The sequence below is a fragment of the Mycobacterium bourgelatii genome, from assembly GCF_010723575.1.
In the GTDB taxonomy this organism is placed as follows: Bacteria; Actinomycetota; Actinomycetes; order Mycobacteriales; family Mycobacteriaceae; genus Mycobacterium; species Mycobacterium bourgelatii.
In genome coordinates this window covers 4,108,481-4,130,034 of sequence record NZ_BLKZ01000001.1, presented here as the reverse complement: position 1 = coordinate 4,130,034, position 21,554 = coordinate 4,108,481, and the positions used below count along the sequence as shown (strand labels likewise).

Annotated in this window: 18 protein-coding genes, 1 tRNA gene and 1 pseudogene; 12 read left to right on the top strand and 8 right to left on the bottom strand. The window is 66.0% G+C overall.

Annotation, left to right across the window (positions count from 1 at the left end):
• Positions 1-50 precede the first annotated feature (50 nt).
• Both G6N68_RS17790 and G6N68_RS31530 read left to right on the top strand, forming a co-directional pair.
• Positions 51-2,810 (top strand): glycoside hydrolase family 2 protein, encoded by a 2,760-nt coding sequence (locus G6N68_RS17790; RefSeq protein WP_163714963.1) that lies wholly within the window; start codon positions 51-53, stop codon positions 2,808-2,810.
• Between the two features lie 121 nt (positions 2,811-2,931).
• Positions 2,932-7,095 carry a PE family protein gene (locus G6N68_RS31530; RefSeq protein ID WP_163714959.1) on the top strand — a complete coding sequence of 1,388 codons (4,164 nt, stop codon included), beginning with the start codon at positions 2,932-2,934 and terminating at the stop codon, positions 7,093-7,095.
• Here the strand turns inward: G6N68_RS31530 and G6N68_RS17780 are convergent.
• Both G6N68_RS17780 and G6N68_RS17775 read right to left on the bottom strand, forming a co-directional pair.
• The gene (locus tag G6N68_RS17780) at positions 7,092-7,679 is read right to left on the bottom strand and encodes a nucleotidyltransferase family protein (protein WP_163714957.1); all 588 of its coding nucleotides are present in this window, start codon (positions 7,677-7,679) and stop codon (positions 7,092-7,094) included. The two genes, G6N68_RS31530 and G6N68_RS17780, sit on opposite strands and share 4 nt — an antisense overlap.
• 124 nt (positions 7,680-7,803) lie before the next feature.
• On the bottom strand, positions 7,804-8,292 hold the full coding sequence (locus tag G6N68_RS17775; RefSeq protein WP_163714955.1) for a glutathione peroxidase: 489 nt from the start codon (positions 8,290-8,292) through the stop codon (positions 7,804-7,806).
• A 91-nt stretch (positions 8,293-8,383) separates the two neighbouring features.
• Between G6N68_RS17775 and G6N68_RS17770 the strand changes: the two genes are divergently transcribed.
• The 3 genes from G6N68_RS17770 to G6N68_RS17760 all read left to right on the top strand — a co-directional run bounded on the left by G6N68_RS17770 (position 8,384) and on the right by G6N68_RS17760 (position 11,247).
• Complete coding sequence (locus G6N68_RS17770; protein ID WP_163714952.1) at positions 8,384-9,283, top strand: TPM domain-containing protein; 900 nt, start codon at positions 8,384-8,386, stop codon at positions 9,281-9,283.
• A gap of 166 nt (positions 9,284-9,449) precedes the next feature.
• Positions 9,450-10,481, top strand: coding sequence for an alpha/beta fold hydrolase (locus G6N68_RS17765; protein ID WP_163714950.1), 1,032 nt, complete (start codon positions 9,450-9,452; stop codon positions 10,479-10,481).
• A 79-nt stretch (positions 10,482-10,560) separates the two neighbouring features.
• Positions 10,561-11,247, top strand: coding sequence for a class I SAM-dependent methyltransferase (locus tag G6N68_RS17760; protein WP_163714947.1), 687 nt, complete (start codon positions 10,561-10,563; stop codon positions 11,245-11,247).
• Here the strand turns inward: G6N68_RS17760 and G6N68_RS17755 are convergent.
• From G6N68_RS17755 to G6N68_RS17740, 4 genes and pseudogenes are all read right to left on the bottom strand, one after another.
• On the bottom strand, positions 11,218-11,625 hold the full coding sequence (locus G6N68_RS17755) for a DUF732 domain-containing protein (RefSeq protein ID WP_163714943.1): 408 nt from the start codon (positions 11,623-11,625) through the stop codon (positions 11,218-11,220). The genes G6N68_RS17760 and G6N68_RS17755 overlap by 30 nt on opposite strands.
• A gap of 109 nt (positions 11,626-11,734) precedes the next feature.
• Entirely contained in the window at positions 11,735-12,562 is an 828-nt protein-coding gene (locus tag G6N68_RS17750) for a class II glutamine amidotransferase (protein ID WP_163714940.1), read from the bottom strand.
• 26 nt (positions 12,563-12,588) lie between these two features.
• Positions 12,589-13,658: pseudogene (locus G6N68_RS17745) on the bottom strand (zinc-binding metallopeptidase family protein).
• A gap of 55 nt (positions 13,659-13,713) precedes the next feature.
• The gene (locus G6N68_RS17740; protein ID WP_163714937.1) at positions 13,714-14,484 is read right to left on the bottom strand and encodes an alpha/beta hydrolase; all 771 of its coding nucleotides are present in this window, start codon (positions 14,482-14,484) and stop codon (positions 13,714-13,716) included.
• A gap of 101 nt (positions 14,485-14,585) precedes the next feature.
• Here G6N68_RS17740 and G6N68_RS17735 point away from each other — a divergent pair, with 101 nt between their 5' ends.
• Both G6N68_RS17735 and G6N68_RS17730 read left to right on the top strand, forming a co-directional pair.
• Positions 14,586-15,068 (top strand): anthrone oxygenase family protein, encoded by a 483-nt coding sequence (locus tag G6N68_RS17735; protein WP_163714932.1) that lies wholly within the window; start codon positions 14,586-14,588, stop codon positions 15,066-15,068.
• A gap of 99 nt (positions 15,069-15,167) precedes the next feature.
• Positions 15,168-16,313 carry a zinc-binding dehydrogenase gene (locus G6N68_RS17730; protein WP_163714929.1) on the top strand — a complete coding sequence of 382 codons (1,146 nt, stop codon included), beginning with the start codon at positions 15,168-15,170 and terminating at the stop codon, positions 16,311-16,313.
• 130 nt (positions 16,314-16,443) lie between these two features.
• On the opposite strand, the gene G6N68_RS17725 is transcribed toward G6N68_RS17730, so the two are convergent.
• Positions 16,444-17,007: a TetR/AcrR family transcriptional regulator gene (locus G6N68_RS17725; RefSeq protein ID WP_163714926.1), complete on the bottom strand. Its 564-nt coding sequence runs from the start codon at positions 17,005-17,007 to the stop codon at positions 16,444-16,446.
• 125 nt (positions 17,008-17,132) lie between these two features.
• Here G6N68_RS17725 and G6N68_RS17720 point away from each other — a divergent pair, with 125 nt between their 5' ends.
• The 3 genes from G6N68_RS17720 to G6N68_RS17710 all read left to right on the top strand — a co-directional run bounded on the left by G6N68_RS17720 (position 17,133) and on the right by G6N68_RS17710 (position 19,178).
• The gene (locus G6N68_RS17720) at positions 17,133-17,561 is read left to right on the top strand and encodes a nitroreductase/quinone reductase family protein (RefSeq protein WP_163714923.1); all 429 of its coding nucleotides are present in this window, start codon (positions 17,133-17,135) and stop codon (positions 17,559-17,561) included.
• 294 nt (positions 17,562-17,855) lie between these two features.
• The gene (locus G6N68_RS17715; RefSeq protein ID WP_163714920.1) at positions 17,856-18,686 is read left to right on the top strand and encodes an LLM class F420-dependent oxidoreductase; all 831 of its coding nucleotides are present in this window, start codon (positions 17,856-17,858) and stop codon (positions 18,684-18,686) included.
• A 66-nt stretch (positions 18,687-18,752) separates the two neighbouring features.
• Positions 18,753-19,178, top strand: coding sequence for a DUF6636 domain-containing protein (locus G6N68_RS17710; RefSeq protein ID WP_163714917.1), 426 nt, complete (start codon positions 18,753-18,755; stop codon positions 19,176-19,178).
• 68 nt (positions 19,179-19,246) lie between these two features.
• Here the strand turns inward: G6N68_RS17710 and G6N68_RS17705 are convergent.
• Positions 19,247-19,317: transfer RNA gene (locus G6N68_RS17705), tRNA-Cys, on the bottom strand.
• 308 nt (positions 19,318-19,625) lie between these two features.
• Between G6N68_RS17705 and G6N68_RS17700 the strand changes: the two genes are divergently transcribed.
• Both G6N68_RS17700 and G6N68_RS31525 read left to right on the top strand, forming a co-directional pair.
• Positions 19,626-20,321, top strand: coding sequence for a GAP family protein (locus G6N68_RS17700; RefSeq protein WP_163714914.1), 696 nt, complete (start codon positions 19,626-19,628; stop codon positions 20,319-20,321).
• 110 nt (positions 20,322-20,431) lie between these two features.
• A complete protein-coding gene (locus tag G6N68_RS31525; RefSeq protein ID WP_275899976.1) occupies positions 20,432-21,478 on the top strand; it encodes a PE family protein in 1,047 nt (348 codons plus the stop codon).
• Positions 21,479-21,554: the final 76 nt, after the last annotated feature.

Sequence of the window (21,554 nt, the reverse complement as noted above, 5' to 3'; positions counted from 1 at the left end):
ACGTCGGCGCAATGATGAGCCGAACAATCGGATGAAGGAGGCGCGAAAGCATGCTGAAGGTCGCGGTCAAGATCTTCATCGTGTTGGCGCTGGCGTCGCTGTCCCTATGTGCCGCAGCGCGCACGCCGATCGCCGTTCACGCCCCTTCCGTCGCCCCTGAACGGCTTGAGCTGGCATCGAATTGGACGCTGTCGTCGGCGGATGAGTTAACCGTGAGCGGCGACGCCCTGTCGTCGGACTACGACGCCGCCGGGTGGTACAAGGTCAGCCGAATGCCGGCCACCGTGTTGGAGATACTCCGCGAAAACGGCGTCTTTCCGGATCCGTATGTAGGTAAGAATCTTCGCGATCGCGTACCGCAGCAACTGTATGAGAAGGATTGGTGGTACCGCGACGAGTTCACCGCCCCGCCGGGCCGAACGACCTACCTGTTGGAATTCCCCGGCATCAATTACCGCGCGGAGATCTGGTTGAACGGGCGGTTGGTGGCCGGTGCCGAGCGGGTCGTCGGCATGTACGTTGCCCACGAGTTCGACGTGACGCCGTTGGTCCGGCCGGGAGAGCGGAACTTCCTGGCGGTGAAGGTGACGCCGGAGCGCGCGCTTCAGGACGTGGACGGCGTTGAGTTGGCCGACAGCTGGAACGACTGGATCAACTGGAATTACCTCGGCTTTCCACCGGCCGACGGTGATCCGGACCGGCGTGGCACCTCGTTCGTTCCCGACCGCAACGCCGGCATCTGGAAGCCTGTGTACTTGACGGCGGTGGGTTCGGTCGGAATTGGTGCTGCGGTGGTGAATTCCGAACTTCCACTGCCCCGCACCGACAGCGCGCGGTTGACGATCCGTACCGATCTGCGCAACTACTCCGAGCAACGCACCCGCGGGGTACTCCGCGCAACGATTACCCGTCCTGACAAGAGCGAGGTCAGTGTCGACCAGGTGGTCACCCTGAAGCCCGGCGAGCATCGGGAGATCACCTTCACGCCAGATGAATTCACACAGTTGACATTTCAACATCCGGATCTCTGGTGGCCCTACACCATGGGGCAGCCGACGCTGCACGACCTTCGATTGGAATTCCGGATCGAGAACCGACTCAGCGACGACAAGGAACTACGGTTTGGAATTCGGACCGTTACCCAGCACCGCGACGACAGCTTCTCCGCAGACGGCGGCGACTTCTATTTGACGGTGAACGGCAAGAACTTTCCGGTGCGTGGCGCGGCCTATACACCCGACTTGCTCTACCGGAACGACCCTGACCGGGAGGACGCGATCCTCCGCTACGCCAAGGACCTTGGCCTGAACATGCTCCGGTTCGAGGGCAAGCTCGCCAGTGAGCAGCTCGTCGAAAAGGCCGACGAGCTTGGTATTCCGATCATGGCCGGCTGGATGTGCTGCAACCAGTGGGAGAAATGGGAGCAGTGGGACACTGAAGATTACGGTGTGGCGATGGCGAGTCTGCGCACACAGATTCAGCTATTCCGAACTCACGCCTCGGCGTTCGTTTGGGCCAACGGCAGCGATGGCTTGCCTCCGCCGCACATCCGCGCTCGCTATCGCGCCATTATTGACGAGATGCATTGGCAGAACGCCACAGTCGATACGGTCTCCCTCTTGACACGGGATGCCAACGGCGTGGCGCTATGGGACGGCATCGACATGGGCGGACCCTACACCTGGCGCCCGCCCAGCTACTGGTTCAGCGGGCGATACGGCGCTACCTGGGGCGCATCCGCCGAACAAGGCAGCAACGAACAGATCCCGCCGTATGCCAGCCTGAAACGGTTCATCCCGCCCGACGAGTTATGGCCGATCAACGACACCTGGTATTTCCATGCCGGGTCACAGCCCAAGAACGCCGCATTGATCAACGCGCAGCGCACGATCGGCCTCCGCTACGGACCGTCCTACAGCGCCGAGATGTTCGCTGCCAAAGCACAATTGGCCCAATATGAGGGCGCCCGGGCGCAGTTCGAGGCTTTCGCCGCCGGGGGATGGGGCACTCACAAGATGACGATCTACTGGATGCTGAACAGCCCCTGGCCGTCCTTCTTCGGGCAACTTTTTGACTATTACCTGCGCCCCGGCGGCGCCTATTTCGGGGCCAAGAAAGGGCTGCGGCCGCTTTCGGTCGTGTTCGATTCGTACGCCACCGACAATGCCGGCCCGGCGCGCATCAGCGTGGTCAATCAGACTCAAGTCGACGAGCAGGATCTCGCTGTCCGGGTCCGTGTGTACGACCTGCAGGGCAATGTGAAGGCAGACGGACGCGTCAACGGCATCGACGTTTCGGCGGGCGACGCCGTCGAAGCCATGAGGCTACCTCGGGGCTTGGCAAATTCGCCGGTGTTCTTCGTTCGGTGTCAATTGACCCGTCCATCGGGCGAAGTCGTTGCCGACAACGTCTATTGGCAGTCTCAGCAACCGGATGATGTGGGCGATCCGACCAACGACCGGGCATTCGAATCGTGGCAGGCGAGTTGGGCAGACATGACGGCGTTGAACTCGATGCCGCCCGTACCGCTGGACGTCACGGCGCGACACGAGTCGATAAACGGGCAGGACACGGTGGTGGTGCGGCTGCGCAATTACACGCCGAACATCGCGTTCTTCGAACGTGCCGAGATTTTGTCGTCGCGGGACGGTGACGAGATCTTGCCCATCGAGTACGACGACAACTATGTGACAGTTTTTCCAGGGGAGATTGTTGAAATACGCGGAACTGTCCCGCGGGAGGGCCCGTCGGCGAACTGGGTACGGCTCACCGGGCATAACACGTCGCCCATCGCGATTCCGGTCACATAGTCCTATGAGCTTGATTTAAAGCTCACCTGCGCCACGCAATCAAATTATCGTTTACGAAAAAGTCAGTTTCTTTTGGACGACGCGTTGAGCTCTTCTCTGCGCCCGACCGATAGGAGCAGCGTTGTCATTTCTGGCTACCGCGCCCGACGTAATAGCACAAGCCGCTACCCAACTAGCCATTATCGGTTCATCTGTTCAGGACGCCAGCGCATCCGCGGCGAGTTTTACGACATCGTTGGGGGCGGCGGCTGCCGACGAGGTGTCGGCCGCGATCGCGTTGCTGTTTTCCGGGCATGCCCAGGAGTACCAGACGATTGACGCGCAGCTGGCTGCCTACCACCGACAGTTCCTTCACGCGCTCTGGGACGCCAGCAGGTCATACGCGGCCGCAGAGGCGTTCAACGCCTCGACGCTGTTGCAGAGCTTGGAGCAGAACGTGCTCGCCGTCATCAACGCGCCCACCCTGGCGCTGTTGGGGCGCCCGCTGATAGGTGACGGCGCCAACGCGACCACGCCGGGCGGCAGAGGCGGCGACGGCGGGTTGTTGTGGGGCAATGGCGGTAACGGCGCCGACGGCGAGTTCGCAACCGGTCAGGCCGGTGGTAACGGCGGCAACGCCGGGCTGATCGGCAACGGCGGTCGGGGCGGTAACGGTGCACAGGGCCAGGGGTACCTAATACTCCCCGGAGACCCAGGTGGTACGGGCGGGGCTGGCGGTGCCGGCGGTTGGTTGTTCGGCAACGGCGGCGCTGGCGGGCACGGTGGCGACGGCGCGCTTGCGCATGGCGAGAACCGGGGCGGCGCCGGCGGTAATGGGGGTGCCGGCGGCAGGGCTTGGGTGTTCGGCAGCGGCGGCATTGGCGGCAACGGCGGCAACGGTGGGACAGGCGGCGAATTCGGCTTCGGCGCTAACAGCGGGGGCGCGGGCGGTATTGGCGGTGTCGGTGGCAGTGCCGGACTCATTGGCAACGGTGGGGCCGGCGGTGCCGGGGGCGTCGGTGGGACAGGCGGCAAAGGCGGCATTGGCTTCGTCACCGGCGAGACAGGCGGGGTCGGTGGTGCCGGTGGTGCGGGCGGCGCCGGCGGCGCCGGTGGGCTGCTGTTTGGTGAGGGTGGCGCCGGTGGGAATGGCGCCGTCGGTGGCCAAGGCGGTCTCGGCCACGACGGCGGCGTCTTGTTGCCGAGCGGTGATGGTGGCAGCGGCGGCGACGGTGGCGCCGGCGGGGCTGGCGGAGCCGGCGGAACCGGTGGCAAAGCTGGGTTGTTTGGTGTTGGCGGGACCGGCGGACTAGGTGGCGCCGGCGGAGTCGGTGGACTCGCCGGCAATGGCGCGAACGCCAGCGGCTCCGCCCCCGGGGCAGCCGGCGGCGGCTTCGGCGGCACCGGCGGCAGTGGCGGGGCCGCGGGCACGGGCGGCGTCGGCGGAACCGGCGGGATGATATTCGGCCCCGGCGGAGCTGGCGGGCAAGGCGGCATGGGCGGCGACGGCGGTACCGGTGGCATAGGTGGCCAAAGCGTCAACGGCGGAACAGCCGGAAAGGGTGGGAACGGCGGCAACGGCGGTGACCGCGCGACCGGCGGCTCCGGCGGCGCCGGGGGACTGTTCGGCAACGGCTGGAACGGCACGACCGGCGCTACTCCCACCAGCGGGGGCAACGGCGGCAACGGCGGCAACGGCGGCGACGCCGGACCGGGCGGAACTGGCTTGACCATAGGACAGACCGGTGGCGCCGGTGGCAACGGCGGCGACGGCGGCTCCGTCGGCAACGGTGGGCGTGGCGGCGACGGCGGGGCGGGTCAGGCAGGCACCACAGCCTCCGGGATCCCCGGCACCGGAATTGCAGGTGTCGATGGTGGGCATGGCGGTAAGGGCGGTGCCGGCGGGTCCGGTGGAGCCCTCGGCGGAAATGGCGGCGATGGGGGAACCGGCGGGGCAGGCGGCGAAGGCGGAGCGGGTGTCGTCGGTGCCAACGGGAAAGACGGTGTCAACCCGGGTGACCACGGCACAAATGGCCAGAACGGCGGTGCCGGCGGCAACGGCGGCAACGGCGGCGAAGGTGGTGCCGCGGGCGCCGCGCCGGCCGGCGAGGCCGGCACCCGAGGCGTTGGCGGGGCGGGCGGTAAAGGCGGACCCGGCGCAGCTGGCGGCGACGGCGGGAATGGTGCAGCGGGCGGCGCCCTCGGGGTCAACTTGCCTGGTGGAGACGGCGGCAACGGCGGCGACGGTGGTAACCCAGGTGCTGGCGGCAAAGGCGGGATGGGTGGCGACGGTTCTACCGTGGGTGCCGCCGGGCAGGACGGCGCAGCCGCTACCAGCGGCGGCAACGGTGGCAAAGGGGGCGCCGGCGGAGTTTCTGAATCCCTCGCGCAGAAGGGCGGAAAGGGTGGAAACGGCGGCAACGGCGGTGCCGTCGGCAACGGCGGCGACGGCGGTGACGGCGGTGCCGGCACGGACGGCTACACCATCTCCTTCGGCGCGCTCGCCGCTGGGGCCGGTGGCGCTGGCGGAGCCGGCGGGTCCGGCGGGTCCGACGGTGGTAACGGCGGCAATGGAGGCGCCGGCGGGGCCGGTGGCCACGGCAGCACCGGCACGGCCGGCTTCAACGGCACGACCCCCACTACCCCCGGCGCCCACGGCGGAAATGGCGGAGGCGGCGGAACCGGCGGTAAAGGCGGCGATGGCGGCGACGGGGGTGCCGGCGGCGCGGCACCAAAAGGCCAAGCCGGTAAGCAAGGCGTTGGCGGCAACGGGGGTGACGGCGGCACCGGTGGTCCTGGTGGCAACGGCGGTGACGGCGCAAAGGGTGCGAATGCATCCACCGACGTCGGTCCGGGTGGAGCTGGTGGAAACGGCGGTAATGGTGGGAACCCCGGCGCGGGCGGCGCGGGTGGGAAAGGCGGTGCCGGCTCTACCCCTGGTGCCGACGGCAAGACCGGCGCGGCTGCTAGCAGCGGTGGCAACGGCGGCAACGGGGGTGCGGGCGGCGACGGTTCAGCAGGGTTCTGGAACAGCCAAACCGGCGACGGTGGGGACGGCGGGCCCGGCGGCAAGGGCGGTGACGGCGGTTTGGTCGGCAATGGGGGCACCGGCGGCGCCGGCGGCGTCGGCGGAAAGGGATCGAATGAGCCCAGCGGTGGGGGCTCCACCAGTGGTAAAGGCGGCAACGGCGGTGCCGGCGGTGCCGGCGGTGCCGGCGGAGCGCTTTCCGGCGATGGGGGCAACGGCGGCGTCGGTGGTACCGGTGGCAGTGGCGCCGGCTCAGCCGGAGGTACCGGCGGGATCGGCGGTGCGGGCGGCAACGCGGGCGCGAGCGGTAACGGAGGCACCGGTGGCAACGGCGGCACCGGTGGCGCTGGCGGCAGCCCCGAGCTGCTCGGCGGACCTGCCGGTACCGGCGGCAACGGCGGCGCCGGCGGAAATGGCGGGACCAACGCAGGTAACGGCGGTAACGGGGGCGCCGGCGGCACCGGCGGCGTCGGCGGCGGCGGAAAAAACGGCGACGCAGGTAAAGCGGGCTGGCTAGAAAACAACAACAGCGGAGGACCTGGCGGCGACGGCGGAAAGGGCCAAACCGGCGGAACCGGTGGTATCGGCGGCAATGGCGGCAAAGCGCTTGCGTCCTCAGGCACTGACGGTGCCGGTGGGGTAGGCGGCGCCGGGGGAGTCGGTGGAACCGGCGGAACAGGCGGCGCCGGCGGTAATGGTTTTGTGGCTGTAGAAGACGGCTGGGCCAAGGGCGGCACCGGCGGTACCGGCGGAGAAGGCGGAGACGGCGGAGTAGGCGGAGCCGGCGGGATGGGCGCGGGCGGCCAGGCGGCGCAGGGTGCGAAAGGCGGACAAGGCGCCGGCGGTGCCGGCGGCCAAGGCGGCCTAGGCGGCAACGTCAGCCTTGGCGGCAAGGCCACGGCCGGTGGCGACGGCGGCACCGGCGGCAAGGGCGGAACCGGCAGTTATGGCGGTGTCGGCGGCAACGGGGGAGACGGTGGTAAGGCCCTGGAATTCCAATTCGGCGGTAACGGCGGCAACGGCGGTCGGGGCGGTGACGGCGTTATCGCCGGTGGCAATGGCGGCACCGGGGGTACCGGCGGTACCGGGGCTTACGGCGGTGACGCCCCGGGCGGTAACGGCGGGGCCGGCGGCGACGGCGGTGACAAGACCGGCGACCCTGCGGCTCCTGGTGGCAAAGGCGAACCGGGCGGCTCTGGCGTGATTGGTACCCCTGGCGCCGGTGGCGCCGGCGGCGCCGGCGGTCTCGGCGGGGGAAACGTCCCGATCGAGCCTTAGGTTTTAGCGAGGCCGTTCGACCCCGTATCGGGTTCGTCGTGGTCAATGCCGGTGGCGAGGTCGGCGCAGTCGACAATCTCAACGTCGTCGCGGGCTCGCAGGAACGGGCCGGCGCCGCGGTCACCTGTGACGCCTTCGATTACCTCGCGCCAGTGCCGTCGTGCGAGCACGACGGGATGCCCGGGCCGGTCGCCGTAATACGCCTGAGCCAAGCCGCTGCGAGATGCCAACGCGCGGTGCAGAACTCGCGAGACCACTGGCGCGCCGACATCCGGGGTGTCGATCACGTGCAACACGGCGTACTCAGCCCCGATCGAGTCGGCCTTGCGGAGGCCGGCGCGCACCGACGCGCTCAGACCGGCCTGCCAGTCCGAGGCAGTGATGGCGATGACGTCGTCCGGCAACTGCACGTGCGCCGCTCCAAGCACCATGATCACGGCGTCGCACCCGCCGCCGCGCAGTGCCGTCAACGCGGCGTTACGCCATTCGTCGACAAGCACTTTCGGTTTGCCGTATCGACGACCCGCCCCAGCGGCCAACAGCACACCGGCAGCCACCGGTAGCTGGCCGACACCTTCTGCCATCGACTAAACCTAGCGACCACCCAACGGCGTGGCCACCGCGCGGTCTGGGAGCCGCCGGTGGGGTCGTAAACAGCTCGAGGCCAATGTGTTTCACCGCCACGATCGGGTGTCGCCGGTGGGTTGGCTAGCGGGGTAACACGACTTCGATGGCGCTGATGACCTCGGGTGCGTCGGGCTCGGTGCGGGGCCGAAACCGATTGACCACTTGACCATCAGACGACACCAGAAACTTCTCGAAGTTCCACTGAATGTCGCCCGCGTTGCCGTCGGCATCCACGGCCTTGGCCAGCTCGGCGTAGAGCGGGTGCCGGTTGTCGCCGTTGACGTCGGTCTTTTCCAGCAGCGGGAACGTCACCCCGTAAGTAGACGAGCAGAACGCCTGGATCTCTTCGGCGGTGCCCGGCTCCTGGCCCATGAACTGATTGCACGGGACGCCGACGACCGTCAGGCCGCGGTCGCGGTAATCCTTGGCCAGCTTCTCCAACGCGGTGTACTGCGGGGTGAGGCCGCATTTGGAGGCGACATTCACAACCAGCGTTGCGCCGTTGGACAATTCGCCGAGCGTGGTCGGTTTTCCATCGAGGGTGGTCACGGCAATGTCTTTGACAGTCACGCAGACGACGCTAACACTGCCGGTCGTCGGCAGGTCTCGGCATTCGCCGCCGCCCGCTGAATCGTGGCCGCCAGCGGGCTAGATTGCCCCTATGCGCACAGTTCGCCTGCTTGCCGTAGTCCTGACGCTCTGCACCGCGGGGTTGCTGGTGGGAGCCCCCGCCGGCGCGCAGCCGCCGGGCAAGCTCACCGAACACATCACTGACAGCAACAATGTGTTGACGGCTTCGGATCGGGCTGCAGTCAACTCGGCAATCGACCGACTGTATCGCGATCGGCGCATCCAGTTGTGGGTGGTCTACGTCGACAACTTCTCACGGTTGAAACCCGAAAACTGGGCCACCCAAACCCGCGAGGCCAACAGGATGGGTGGCCGCGATGCTCTGCTGGCCATCGCCACGAACAGTAGAGCCAAGACCAAGTACGTGTTCAGCGAACCGCCGCAGCTGCGGGGTTTCACCTCAGACGAGTTGAACAGTCTGCGCGACAACAAAATTGAGCCAGCCGTGAACGCCAAGGATTGGGCTGGTGCTGCCGTTGCCGCGGCCGACGGTCTGAACAAACCCGTGAGTTCGTCCAACCGAAACTGGCTGCCGATCGCCATTGCCATCGCCGTCGCCGTGGTGATCGTCTTGATGATTGTCGTGCTCTATCGCCGTCGCCGCCGTCGGCGCGCTGTCGCCGGCACGGGCGGCACCACGACGGCCATCGACGGTCGCTGGCTTTCGTTGGACCAGGCGCTGTCAACCGCGGACACCCGATTACGCCAAGTGTCCGACTACATGGCCAGACACCGCGGTATCGGCCCGCAGGCTCAGGACCGATTCGAAGATGCGCAGCGGCATCTGGCCGCGGCGCACGACAGGCAGGCGAGCAATGCCGACGAAGCAATCGCCTACGCCAACCAAGCATCGACGCTGGCGGCCGAGGCGCAAAGCCTGGCCAACGACGACGTGCGGGCGGCACAACGCAAACCCTCGCGTCGAAAATAGGCGGCGACAATCCGGCACGGCGGCAAGCGCTTTGAACTTGTCGCTCGAAGCCGGGCACGATGCCCACCCCGGCCCTCCCGTGACTCAAGTGACAGACGGGATTTGAAAGCCCAAGGCCGCGCGCGGGACGCCCCACCTACTTGCTCGGCGACGTACGCTCATGACGATGCCCGAAAAGTCTGAGATCCGGTTCCTCCCCCTCGGCGCCCGCCGCGTGGCATACGAGATTCGCGGGGACGGCCCACCGCTGGTCGCTCCGGCCTGGTGGGTGAGCCATCTCGAACTAGACTGGCAGAGCGCAAGTTTCCGGCAGTTCTGGGAAGGTATTGCGGACGGGTACACACTGATCCGCTACGACAGGCTCGGCGTCGGCATGTCGGACCGCGTGGTGCACGAGTCGGATCTGACCCTCGACGGCGAAGTCGCGACGCTGCGAGCGCTGCTCGACGAACTCCATCTCGAGCGGGTGTCGCTTGTCGGCGGCTCCTGCGGCAGTTGCACCGCAATCGCTTTCGCCGCAGCGTTTCCGGAGCGCGTCGAGCGCTTGGTGCTGTACGGCTCGTACTCGGATGGCGCGGCGATCACGGCACCGGAGGTGGGCGACTCGATCTTGACGGCGGTCCGCACGCACTGGGGGCTCGGCTCACGACTGCTCAGCGACATCTTCCTGGGCACTGAGTCGGTGGAGCACGAACGCTTTGCGCGGCTGCAGCGGGACGCCGCGAGTGCCGAGACCGCCGCCGCGTTGTTGGGGCTCGTCTACCGTCTCGACGTCCGAGCACACCTGCCCAACGTCCGCGCGCCTGCGCTGGTCGTGCATCGTCGCAACGACCGCGCCGTGCCGTTCCGGCTCGGCCGCGAGGTGGCGGCCGCGATCCCCAACGCGACGTTCATTCCCTTGCAGGGGAGCGCACACTTCCCGTGGCACGGCGATGTCGACTCCGTCGTTCGGGCGTGCCGTGCAGCGCTGGCGCCGGTCCAGCCGTCGTCCAAACCGACCGATGGGGTGCTGCTGTCCGGTCGTGAGCGTGAGATTCTCGCTTGTGTCGCACGGGGTCTGAGCGATCGCGAGATCGCCGAGCAGCTGGTGTTGAGCTCGCACACCGTGCACCGGCACGTGGCGAACATCCGCCGCAAGCTGGGCCGCACCTCGCGGTCGGCCGCCGTCGCCGAGGCCGTGCGACTCGGCCTGCTCTGAGATGGCCGCAATAGGCCATTTCGCAGAGATGGCCGATTGGGGCGATGCGCGCACGACGCGTCGTTCGTATGGTCGCGGCATGACCGAAACAGTCAGCGCCGGAACTCAACTGACCGCATCGTCAAAGGTGTGGATGCGGATTTTCGCCCTCGTCTACGAACCGTTCCTGTGGCTCGGCGAACTCGCGGGCATGCGCAACCGGCGGCGCGGGCTGCTGCGCAACGCACGCGGGCGGGTCGTCGAGATCGGCGCCGGAACCGGCCTCAACATCGCGCTCTATCCCGACGACATCGAGCTTGTGCTCACCGAGCCCGATACTTCGATGCGCCGAAAGCTCATCCGGCGCCTGCAGCGCAACGGACGCGATGCACGGATCATTGATGCGCCCGCCGAACGCCTACCCTTCCCCGATGCATCGGTGGACACCGTCGTCTCGACTCTCGTCCTTTGCACTGTCGACGACCCGCAGCGCACGCTACGTGAGGTCGCGCGTGTACTTCGGCCCGACGGTCAGTTGCTGTTCGTCGAACACGTCCGCGCCCGCTCGCGGTTCCTGGCGGCGTACCAGGACATGATGTTCCGTCCGTGGCGCGGCTTCGCCGGCGGGTGTTACTGCAACCGACGGACTTTGGAGCTGATGCGCGCCTGCGGGTTCACCGTGGCTGCCGACGAGGGCGTCTGGCGAGGCATGCCAGCGATCGTGCATCCGATCATCATCGGGCGCGCGACGCGGGGGCTAACTTACCGCCCCGGGCACCATCGGTAGGCCGGGTGCGCTGAGCGTGGGGTTGTATTGCGGGCAGTACGCCAGCGTTGAGGCATTGACGACCTCCAACGCTGTCGGCTCGTCTCCGACGCTTGAGCCGGTGGACAGGCCCAGCGCCGCGACGCCGTTGCCGGCCAGCACGATGTTTGCGGCCTGCAGGTCGCTCTCGCCGCGCGCTTTGGCTTCGCAGACCAGTTCGGCCAACGGAATGATCGCCCGAGCTGCGGCTTCCGACGTTGGGGGAGTGAATGCCCTTGTCATGTATTCGACGAAGAAGGTCTCACCGCTCCCCGGCCCTGGCTCCGCGTGTGCTGTCGAGACGCCGAAGACCGTCAAGATGGCCAGACCTGCCATCGCCTTGCGAACTTTGGGGGACACGTTTCCTCCGGGTTGACCATGGCATTAATCGCCAGAAAGGCTATATCTCCATGTCCGGCGAACGGAAGCCCGGTCGGTTGCTGGACGGCTGCGAGCCGGGGCTGATCGTTCAGTCGATCGGCTGGAACGGGCGCTCTTCGATGCCCTTGCCGATAACCAGCGCGGTCCCGGCGGGCACCTCCCGCCACGCACCGGGCAGATCGGTCAGCGGCTCGGAAACCACCACCCGAGCGCGATCACCGAAGTGGAGCAGTCGCTCGTTGTGCGGATAGAGCATCTGGACGGATTCGAGATCTTCGCTGACAAACAGCGTGTTCACGTCGGGGCCGCTGGCGTAGCGCACCGCATACAGGCGTGTTCCGTCGCTGACTCCCACCGTCATCTGCAACGCCGGCTCGCTCACCCCAGCCGCCGCGGCCGTCGCTTCGACAAAACCTGCCATCCGGGCGATGCCGGCAATCGGGTCGTCGGTCAGACCGAAGGTGAGCGCGAGATGAAACATCAGTTCCGAATCGGTAGATCCCGCGATGTTGCCGAACAAGGCGGGGTCTACCGCTAGCAGCAGATCGCGACGCAACCGCTGATAGCCGGCGATGTAGCCGTTGTGCGCGAAAAGCCAGTTGCGGTAACGGAATGGGTGGCAGTTGGTCTGCTGGACGGGCGTCCCGGTACCGGCTCGCACATGGGCAAGAAACACACGGCTGCGAATCTCGGTGGCCAGCTCCAACAGGTTTGCATCGCCCCAGGCAGGAGTGATGCTGCGGAACAGCGCGGGTTCGGCGCGGTGCTCATACCAGCCCAGTCCGGTGCCGTCTCCGTTGGGAATCTCCATGTTCGGCGCATGCCGACGGCTCTGCTCGATCAGCGAGCGTTCGGGATCATGCAGCAACTCCCGCGGCGCGATCGGTTCGCCCAGGTATCCAACCCATCGACACATTCGACTCTCCTTGCCGCACTTCGCTTTTACCCGGCTGCGCGAGACGTCTCGCGGATCACTTTGTGTACGAACGCCAATTTGCGGACGACCGCGGGCGGGATGTCAAATGGGTAGAGCGGATTCTTGCCCATGGCAGTGTTCACCCGATTGAAGCAGAGCGACAACCACTTCCAGTCCTCCAACAACCCCTCGATTGGCGTGTCGTCGTAGGACGGCAGCGGAACGACGTCCCGCTGCATCGAGAAGCGGACCCTGTCCGCTTGCAGAATCAGTCCCGACTCCCGAGCGGTGTCGATGGTGCCGGTGATGTGCAGATAGTGCGCGAAACACTCGGCGAAGTCCTCCCACGGGTGCATCGTCGCGTACTCGGAGATGAAGGACTCACCCCAGTTCGGGGGAGCGCCGAATCTATAGTGTCGGGCCAGCTCGTCTTGATAACTGGCGCGCTCGTCGCCGAAGATCTCACGGCACTCGTCGAGGTAGCGTCCGGCCCCAGGATCGGTTTCAACCAACACGTTCTGGTAGTAGTGGCCGACCTCATGGCGAAAATGACCGAGCATCGTGCGATAGGGCTCTCCGAGGCGAACTCGGAGCGACTCCCGGTAGGCATCCAACGACTCGACCAGATCGATCGTGATCACCCCCCCCCGGCGTGGCCGATCACCACCCGCTCACCGGCGCTGTAACTGGACAGCAGGTCGAAGGCAAGTCCTCCGTCTTTTCGCCAATACGGGTCGACCGGCAAGCCGATGTCGATGAGTTGATAGATCAACCGCCGCAAAGCGATTCCGGTGGACACCAGCTTTTCGACCGCGATGGTGTCGTCAGCCTCCGGCTCACGGCGGATCAACGAGTCCGCCAGGCACCGCCCCCGTCCACTCAGGTCCTGGTCCTCAGGAACCAACCAGTTGCAGCCGAGGTCCGCCCTCTTGGTGCACGCCGACCACGTCCGGCCGTCGATCACCGCTGTGTTCGATGACGTGGTGACCATAGTGCGGGTGGGGACGTGCAAACCCAGTTCCACCAAGCAGTTCGGGCAGTGCCGCGACTCGAACGGAGTGAAACTCCCGCAGACGGGACAGGCGAACGCGCGCACGGACTCCATCGTGGCACCGCAGCCGCCCCGCCGGAAGGTTCAGTCGGCGCGGCGATTATCCAGCCGTCGACGCATCCACGAATTCGATCACCGCAGCCGCAACATCGCGATGCATCGCCTCGTTGAGGATGTCGTGACGCCCACCCGCAAATTCCTTGAGCTGCAAGCACTCTATCTGTTGAGCGTATTCACGCACCGCGCCGACCGGAGCGATAGGGTCGGCCGTGCCGTGCACCGCCAGCGTCGGGACCACTAGACCCGGCAGGTCCGATTCGAACCGTTTCCACGCTCTTTCCAGTTCGTGGGACAGAACCGATCCGTTCGCGTCGACGAAGGCCAGCGGGTCGTTTTCCAGCGAATCGAGATAAAACGGGTCGGCCGAGAGCCACGCCGGGTCGAGATCGAAAGAGTCCCCGTCCGAGAGTCCGGTGAGCGGCGCAAGCGGGGCACCGGAAATGACGCCGGCACGGTAGCGGCCCGGGTTGTCCAGCAGTCGACACAGGGTGACCACGGAACCGAATGAATGGCCCTGCGCGACCAAAGGTAGGCCGGGCCGTTGCCGTTCGGCGAGCTCGGTCACGATGTCAGCCAGCTCCGAACTGGCCTCGATCGAGACGAAGTTTCCGCGGTCCCCGTTGGTGAGTCCATGCCCGAACTGGTCGACGGCCCACAGGTCGATGCCTGCCGCGTTGAGTGCGTACGCATACCGGTGGTAAAGCCCGGTGTGTTCGCCGAAGCCGTGTAGAAAAACGATGGCGGCGTGTGGGTCTGCGGCCGGCCAGTGCCGGTAGTAGGCACGGCCCCGAGAATGTTCGAGCATGGGCATGATCGTGAGGTTAGCCCGTCTACCTCTCGTGACGGTTCCGTTGCCAGGACACGCGGTGGTGAGAACTGGATCGTCTGGCCAATCTCGATTTAACTGCCGACATGCGCACCAACCCGCTCAGTGTCCTGGCCTTGGTCGCTGCGATCGGCAGCGCGGCGGTCGGCGGACTGTTCTTCGCGTTTTCCACGTTTGTGATGCGCGGCCTGAACCGCATCAACCCGGTGGATGCGATCATCGCAATGCGCGGCATCAACGCTGAGGCACAAGTGAATACGGCATTCTTGGTGTTGTTCTTCGGCTCGGCGTTGGCGGCACTGGTTGTCGGCGTCGTTGCGGTCTTCCAACTCCGCAAACCTGGCAGCCGTTACCTCCTGGCGGGGGCGGTCTTCGCGGTGATCGCGGTGCTCGTCACGGCAGCCTTCAACGTGCCTCTCAACGACCAGTTGGAGCAGGTCAAACCCGGCACGAACGCGGCGCAGGCGTGGCACGACTACGCAGACCCGTGGACGTTGTGGAATCACGTCCGCACGGTCTGCCCGCTGATCGGTGCGGCGCTCCTCGTCGTCGGTGCCGTCCGACGGTAGGCGCTCAGATCGCGCCTCACTCGCCGGGGAAGAAATCATGATGGGTTGCCGGTTCATAGGTTGAGACCACCCGTCTGGAACAGGAACGAGGCCCGACCCATGACCGCAGATCTACCCGATTCCGCCCTCGAGCTGCGCTCGTTGGTGACTTCCGATGGCACGCTTGAACTCTCGTTGCACGATGTCCCTGTGCCGGTGCCCGGCGACAATGAGGTGCTGGTGCGAGTGGAAGCCTCGCCGATCAACCCGTCGGACTTGGGCCTGCTTGTGGCGAGCGCGGACCTGAGTAAGGCGACGGTAGCGGGCACGCCGGAACGGCCCGTCGTCACGGCCCCGGTCGCGGAGGCGACACTTGGCGCGCTTTCGGCGCGGTTTGGTCAATCGCTCCCGGTAGGGATCGAGGGTGCGGGCACGGTGGTTGCCGCCGGATCGTCGGCAGCGGCGCAAGCTCTGATCGGCAAGAAAGTGGCGGCAGCGGGCGGCGGGATGTACGCGCAATACCGAGCGATCGATGCGTCCGCATGCCTGGTCCTTCCCGATGGGGCGACGGCGGGCGATGGGGCGTCGTCCTTCGTCAATCCGCTGACTTCACTCGGGATGACCGAAACCATGCGCCGCGAAGGACATTCGGCCCTCGTCCATACTGCCGCGGCATCGAACCTCGGGCAGATGCTGGTGAAGATCTGCCAGAAAGACGGAATACCGCTGGTCAATATCGTCCGCAAGCCCGAACAGGTGGACTTACTGAAGTCGCTTGGAGCAGAACACGTGCTCAACTCGACGTCGCCGTCGTTCTCCGAAGAACTCGTCGAAGCCATCAAGGCGACATCCGCGACGCTCGCTTTCGATGCGATAGGTGGCGGGACGATGGCGAGTCAGATCCTCAGTGCAATGGAAAAGGCGGCCAGTGCGGCGTCGACGGAGTATTCGCGCTACGGGTCGGACGTCCACAAGCAGGTCTATATCTACGGCGTACTCGACACGGGTCCCACGGTCCTCGGTCGCGACTTCGGGCTCGCCTGGGGCGTCGGGGGATGGTTGCTCATGCCGTTTCTGCGGAACGCAGGAGCCGAAACGGTCGGTCGACTGCAGGCCCGGGTCGCCGCGGAACTCACCACGACGTTCGCCAGCAACTACGCGGGTGAGGTTTCGCTCGCCGGCATGCTTCAGCCGGAGGCGTTCCACCAATACGTCAAACGAGCCACGGGGGAGAAGTTCCTGGTGACGCCGAACGTGGCCAGTTAGCGGCCGGCGCCTCTTTGGCGTCGCCGGGGGTGTGGCCTGTGCACCCGTCGGCGGCGTGTAGGGGCCAAAGGCCCCACATTCGGCGTAGATGCAGCTGACTCGAGGCCGCCCGGCGTCGTCGAATGCCTGCTCAGGGCCGGGCGTGCCGAGCGATGAGCTGATCGAGCATTCGCACGGTCCGGTCCATGGGCTCGGTGGATTGCGCGGCCAGGCACAGGATGACCGCACCCTCGACTGCGGCCACGACGGTGGTGGCCAGCGATTCGGCTTCGTCGGCCCCGACGCCCTCGGCCCTGAGTCGTTCGGCGAGCGCGGTCTGCCATTCGGCGAACACTTCGCCAGCAGCGTCTGCCGCCGCGGGCGACTCGGTACGTCCGAGCGCGGCGGCGACGATCGGGCAACCTGCGGTGTAATCGCTGGCGCGCAGCGCCTCTTTCCACCCCTCGACGAATGTTGACAGCGACTCGCGACCGTCGCCGTCGGGCGCAATGCCGCTCAACGTCGGATCGATGAGGCGACCCGCGGTGCGGGTGGCCTCGGCCATGAGCTCCGACTTCCCTCCCGGGAAGTTCACGTAGACCGACCGGCGGGCGGTACCGCTGTGCTCGAGCAACTCCGCCAAGCCGGTGCCCGCCACGCCGTTGCGGCGCAGTAGTTCGATCGCGCTCGAGATCAGTCGCTCGCGTGCGGTCATCGTCTGGCCTCTCTTTGCGCACCCATCAGTTGCAGTATACCGATTGGTCTACTAATCTCATGTAGACCAATCGGTATAAATTGCGGTCGCAGTCACGCGCTCAACGTGAATGAGGAGAAAAAGCCATGACGAGCAGCACCCAGGACAAGACGCTGCGTAAGTTCCGCAGGGAACGCGCACTCGGGCGCTATGTGATCAACCCCGTCGTGAAGGGAATGGGCAAGCTGGGCCTGCGGACGGCCCTGGCCGCCGAGCTGGAGACCATCGGTCGCAAGACCGGCCAGGTGCGCCGCGTTCCGGTGTCCGCGCAGTTTGATGCCACGGGCGCCTGGGTCATCTGCCAGCACGGTACCCGTTCCGGATGGGGCCGAAATATCGTCGACAACCCGAATGTCCGTCTGCGACAGGGCAATCGGTGGCGCACGGGAGTAGCGACCATGCGGCCGGACGACGACGTCGTCGCGCGGGGCCGCCAATTCGGACGGCTGGGGGCCTCGGTTGTCAAGGCCTTGGAAACGACGCCAGTGTCGGTGCGCATCGACTTCACCGACTAGCTGCTCGCCTGCGCCCCGTGCCGCCGCCGTTTGCGCCTGCGCCGAACGTGAGGGGTTTTGCCCCAAGACGCCGCCGACGGGTGCATAGGCCATACGCTCGGCGATCTGCAGGCGGCGTCGAGTCTGTTGCACCTGCGCCGACCGTGAGGCCTTTGGCCCCCACGCGCGCCCCCGGTGGGTGCATAAGCCACACGCTGACGGCCGACGGGCGTGGGAATAAACGGCCAATGGGCGTTGTCCGGGCGAGGGAACACCCGTTAACCAACAGACAACCCGACAGACAGGGGTAGCGCGATGAAGTTCGGGATCGCCACGTTCGTCAATGACGACAGCATCGACACGGTCTCGCTGGCGCGAGGAATCGAAGAGCGCGGCTTCGAATCGTTGGTGGTGGCCGAACACACGCACATCCCGGCCAGTCGCGAAACCCCTTACCCGCGGGGTGGTGAACTGCCGTCGATCTACTACCGGACCCTCGACCCCTTCGTCACATTGGCCGCAGCCGCGGCTGTCACGTCGAACATCGAGCTCTTTACCGGCATTGCCTTGCTCATTCAGCGCGACCCGATCATTACGGCCAAGGAAGCTGCCAGCATCGACCTGATCTCGGGTGGCCGTTTCGTGTTCGGCGTAGGCGCCGGGTGGAACATCGAGGAAATGCGCGACCACGGCACCAACCCGAAGACCCGTGGTGCACTGCTGGACGAACGCATCGAGGCCATCAAGGCCTTATGGACCAACGAACCCGCCGAGTACCACGGCAAGTATGTGGACTTCCCGCCGTCGTACAGTCGCCCGAAGCCGGTGCGCAAACCGCATCCGCCCATCTTCATCGGCGGCGACTCCGACGCCGTGGTCAAGCGCGTGGCTCGTCATGAGGCGGGCTGGATATCCAACCCGCTTCCTATCCCGCATATCACTGACCGGGTGGCACAGCTGCGTGCCGCCGCCAGCCACGACGTGCCGCTGGCCATGTTCGGCGCGCCCCAGGATCCCGACTACTGGCGCGCCGCGGAGGACCTGGGTTTTGACCAGTTAGCGCTGCTCCTACCCACCAAGCCGCGCGACGAGTCACTCCGGCTGCTCGACCAATATGCCGACCGGGTGGCCCAGTACCGCGACTGATCGACCTGCGGCACCTGACCAACTCGATCGTCGGGAAGGGAGTTTGCCCCAGTAGGGTCGGGCGTCATGCGACCAACAACTCGACTGGGCACCGTCATGGGGTGCGCGTGGGCGGCCTGCATCGTCCTACCCCCAACGGCCAACGCCGACATCGTCGGCTTTACCTCTCCGAGCGGAAACATCGGCTGCATGATCGATTCGTCATCGGTTCGCTGCGATGTCCGCGACCGCACGTGGTCACCACCGCCGAGGCCTGCCAGCTGTGACCAGCACATGAACTTCGGACAGGGCATTGTGCTCGACGTGGGGCACTCCGCGCGGTTTGTCTGTGCGGGCGACACCGCGCTCGGCGGCGGGCCGGCCCTCGCGTACGGCAGCACGATCACCAAGGGGTCGCTGGTGTGCGAAAGCACCATGTCGGGCGTGAGCTGCCGGGATACCGCCCATGGGGGTAGCTTCGAGATTTCCCGAGACAGCTATCAGGTTTCCTGATCATTCGTCGCGCAGACGCGGAATCGCACCATCGCGGGCGATTGAATGCGATTCCGCATCTTGTCGCGAGCGAGTGACGGGATTCGAACCCGTGTAGACGGCTTTGCAGGCCGCTGCCTCGCCACTCAGCCACACCCGCGGCAACCCTTACGGTGCCAGCAGTTCACCCCGGATGCCCAGTGTTTTTCTCGCCCTGATCGTTTCACAGTCGCCAGTTGCAAAGGTAGCCAACATTTTTCCCTTAGCCCAGCATGCGTAGTGCCGAAGGCCAGATGGATAACGCGCTGCCCCAAAGTGTTTCGGGCAGCTCACGCCCCGCGCTGTCGAAGGTGCGGCCATTGAATACCTGTCCGGAGCGAGATGTTTATCGTGGCCCAATGGAGGACTTGCTGATCGTGAACGCGATCGCGACCCGGTTGGACGCCTGAGCGGATTAGGCGACAGGCAATGTGGATCCCCATTCTGGTCATGGCCCTGGCCGTGAGCCTCGAACCGTTCCGGGTCGCCATGACGGTGCTCATGGTCAACAGGCCCAGGCCGGCGCTGCAGTTGCTCGCTTTCCTCAGCGGGGGATTCGCGATGGGGATGACGGTGGGCCTTGTTGTCATCTTCGTTCTGCGGCGACGACTGGTCGCATCCACTCACCTCACCTTGCCGCGGGTCCAGATCCTGATCGGGGGCTTGGCGTTGCTGGTCGCGGCGCTGCTGGCAGCACGGGTCGCCCTTGGCCGTTGGCGCCGCCAACCCCTGGAGCGCGGCGCCGACCGCGGGATCGTCTCCGACATGCTGGAAAGGTTGCGGACGCCGCTCCGACGACTCCTCAACGGTCGCTCGCTGTGGGTAGCGGGTGTTGCCGGCCTAGGAATTGCGCTGCCTTCGGTGGATTACCTGGCGGTGTTGGCGGTCATCTTGGCCTCTGGCGCGGCGGCCACGACCCAGATTGGTGCGCTGGTGCTTTTCAACGTCACCGCGTTCGCGTTGGTGGAGATTTCCCTCGTTGCCTACTTCGTGGCACCCAACAGAACGCGCGAGTCTTTGACGGCGCTCAACAACTGGATTGCGTCCCGTCGCCGCCTCGAAGTGGCCGCGCTGCTAGTCGTGGTTGGCGGCGTCCTGCTCGCGCTGGGACTTGCAGGCATCTGATCGGGTGGGCATCGGTTGCGTAACCGGTGTGGCGAAAATGCACACGCGGCGCCGAGACGTGAATACGCTTCATGCGCACACGGACCGTTCATCGACTCGGAGGAAGTGGGTTGTCATTACTGGTAGCGGCTCCCGAGTTGTTGACCTCGGCGGCGGCGGACTTGGCCGGCATCGAAGCGGCGTTGCACTCGGCGCAGCGGGCGGCAGCTGGTCCGACGACGGGGTTGATGGCCGCAGCCGCCGACGAGGTGTCGGCCGCGGCGGCGGCGTTCTTCGCCGAGTACGGTCAGCAGTACCAGGCGCTCAGCGCTCAGGCCAGCGTGTTCCACGAGCGGTTTGTGCAAGCGTTGGCTGCGGGGGCTGGCTCGTATCTGGCCGCGGAGGAGGCGGGCTCGGCAGTGTTGCGGCAGATGCTGGACGGGTTTCGGAGTGGGCTCAACGCTCGTAGCGAGGCATTGCTGGGACGCCCGCTCATCAATACCGCCGGTGCAGCGATCCAGGGTGGTGCCGAGGCGGTGGTCGGCACCGGTGGGACGGGTGGGATCGGTGAGGCGATCAACTATGTGAGCCAGTTCCTGCGCCGCCAACTGAGCATCTACGACTTTCGCGATTGGCGGGGATGGCTGGCCTTTGTGCTCGACTACACCTGGGGAGCGCCGGGTACGTTGATGGGCTACGGCCTGCAAATCGTCAATGACTTCACGCCGAACTCCAATTACGACCCCGTCCTCAGCCAGCTCGCGGGAGCCCACGTTTATCGCGGCGGCATCGGCATACCCGGCTTCGCCACCACGTTGGGGAACGTCACCACCAGCCTGGGATACAGCCCCGGTGCCGAAAATCTCATGATCAATCACGAGGGTGTGCACGTCTGGCAGAACAGGCTATTTGGGCCGTTCTTCTCCAGCTCGTACGCGGGATGGATGAGCGGGGGATTTTTCGTCGGCACCGGCTACTGGTTGCTGCACCCGGAGCACAATTGGTACAGCCTGGTCGAGACGGCTTCCTACTACAACAACCCGTGGGAGGTCATGGCCTACACCCTCCAGGGCAACTGGCCACCGTCGAATGCGAACCCGGCCCTGCTCTGGCCGTCCTCGGCGGACCCGGTGATTTTCTGGCCTGGTTGGGCGAAGCTTTTCGAGCCGTTCCTGTAGCCGCGCAACGGGTTTCAGTATCGCTGAAGGATGACACCGGACTCAGCCGTCGCGTGGACGTCGTCGAAGATCGTCC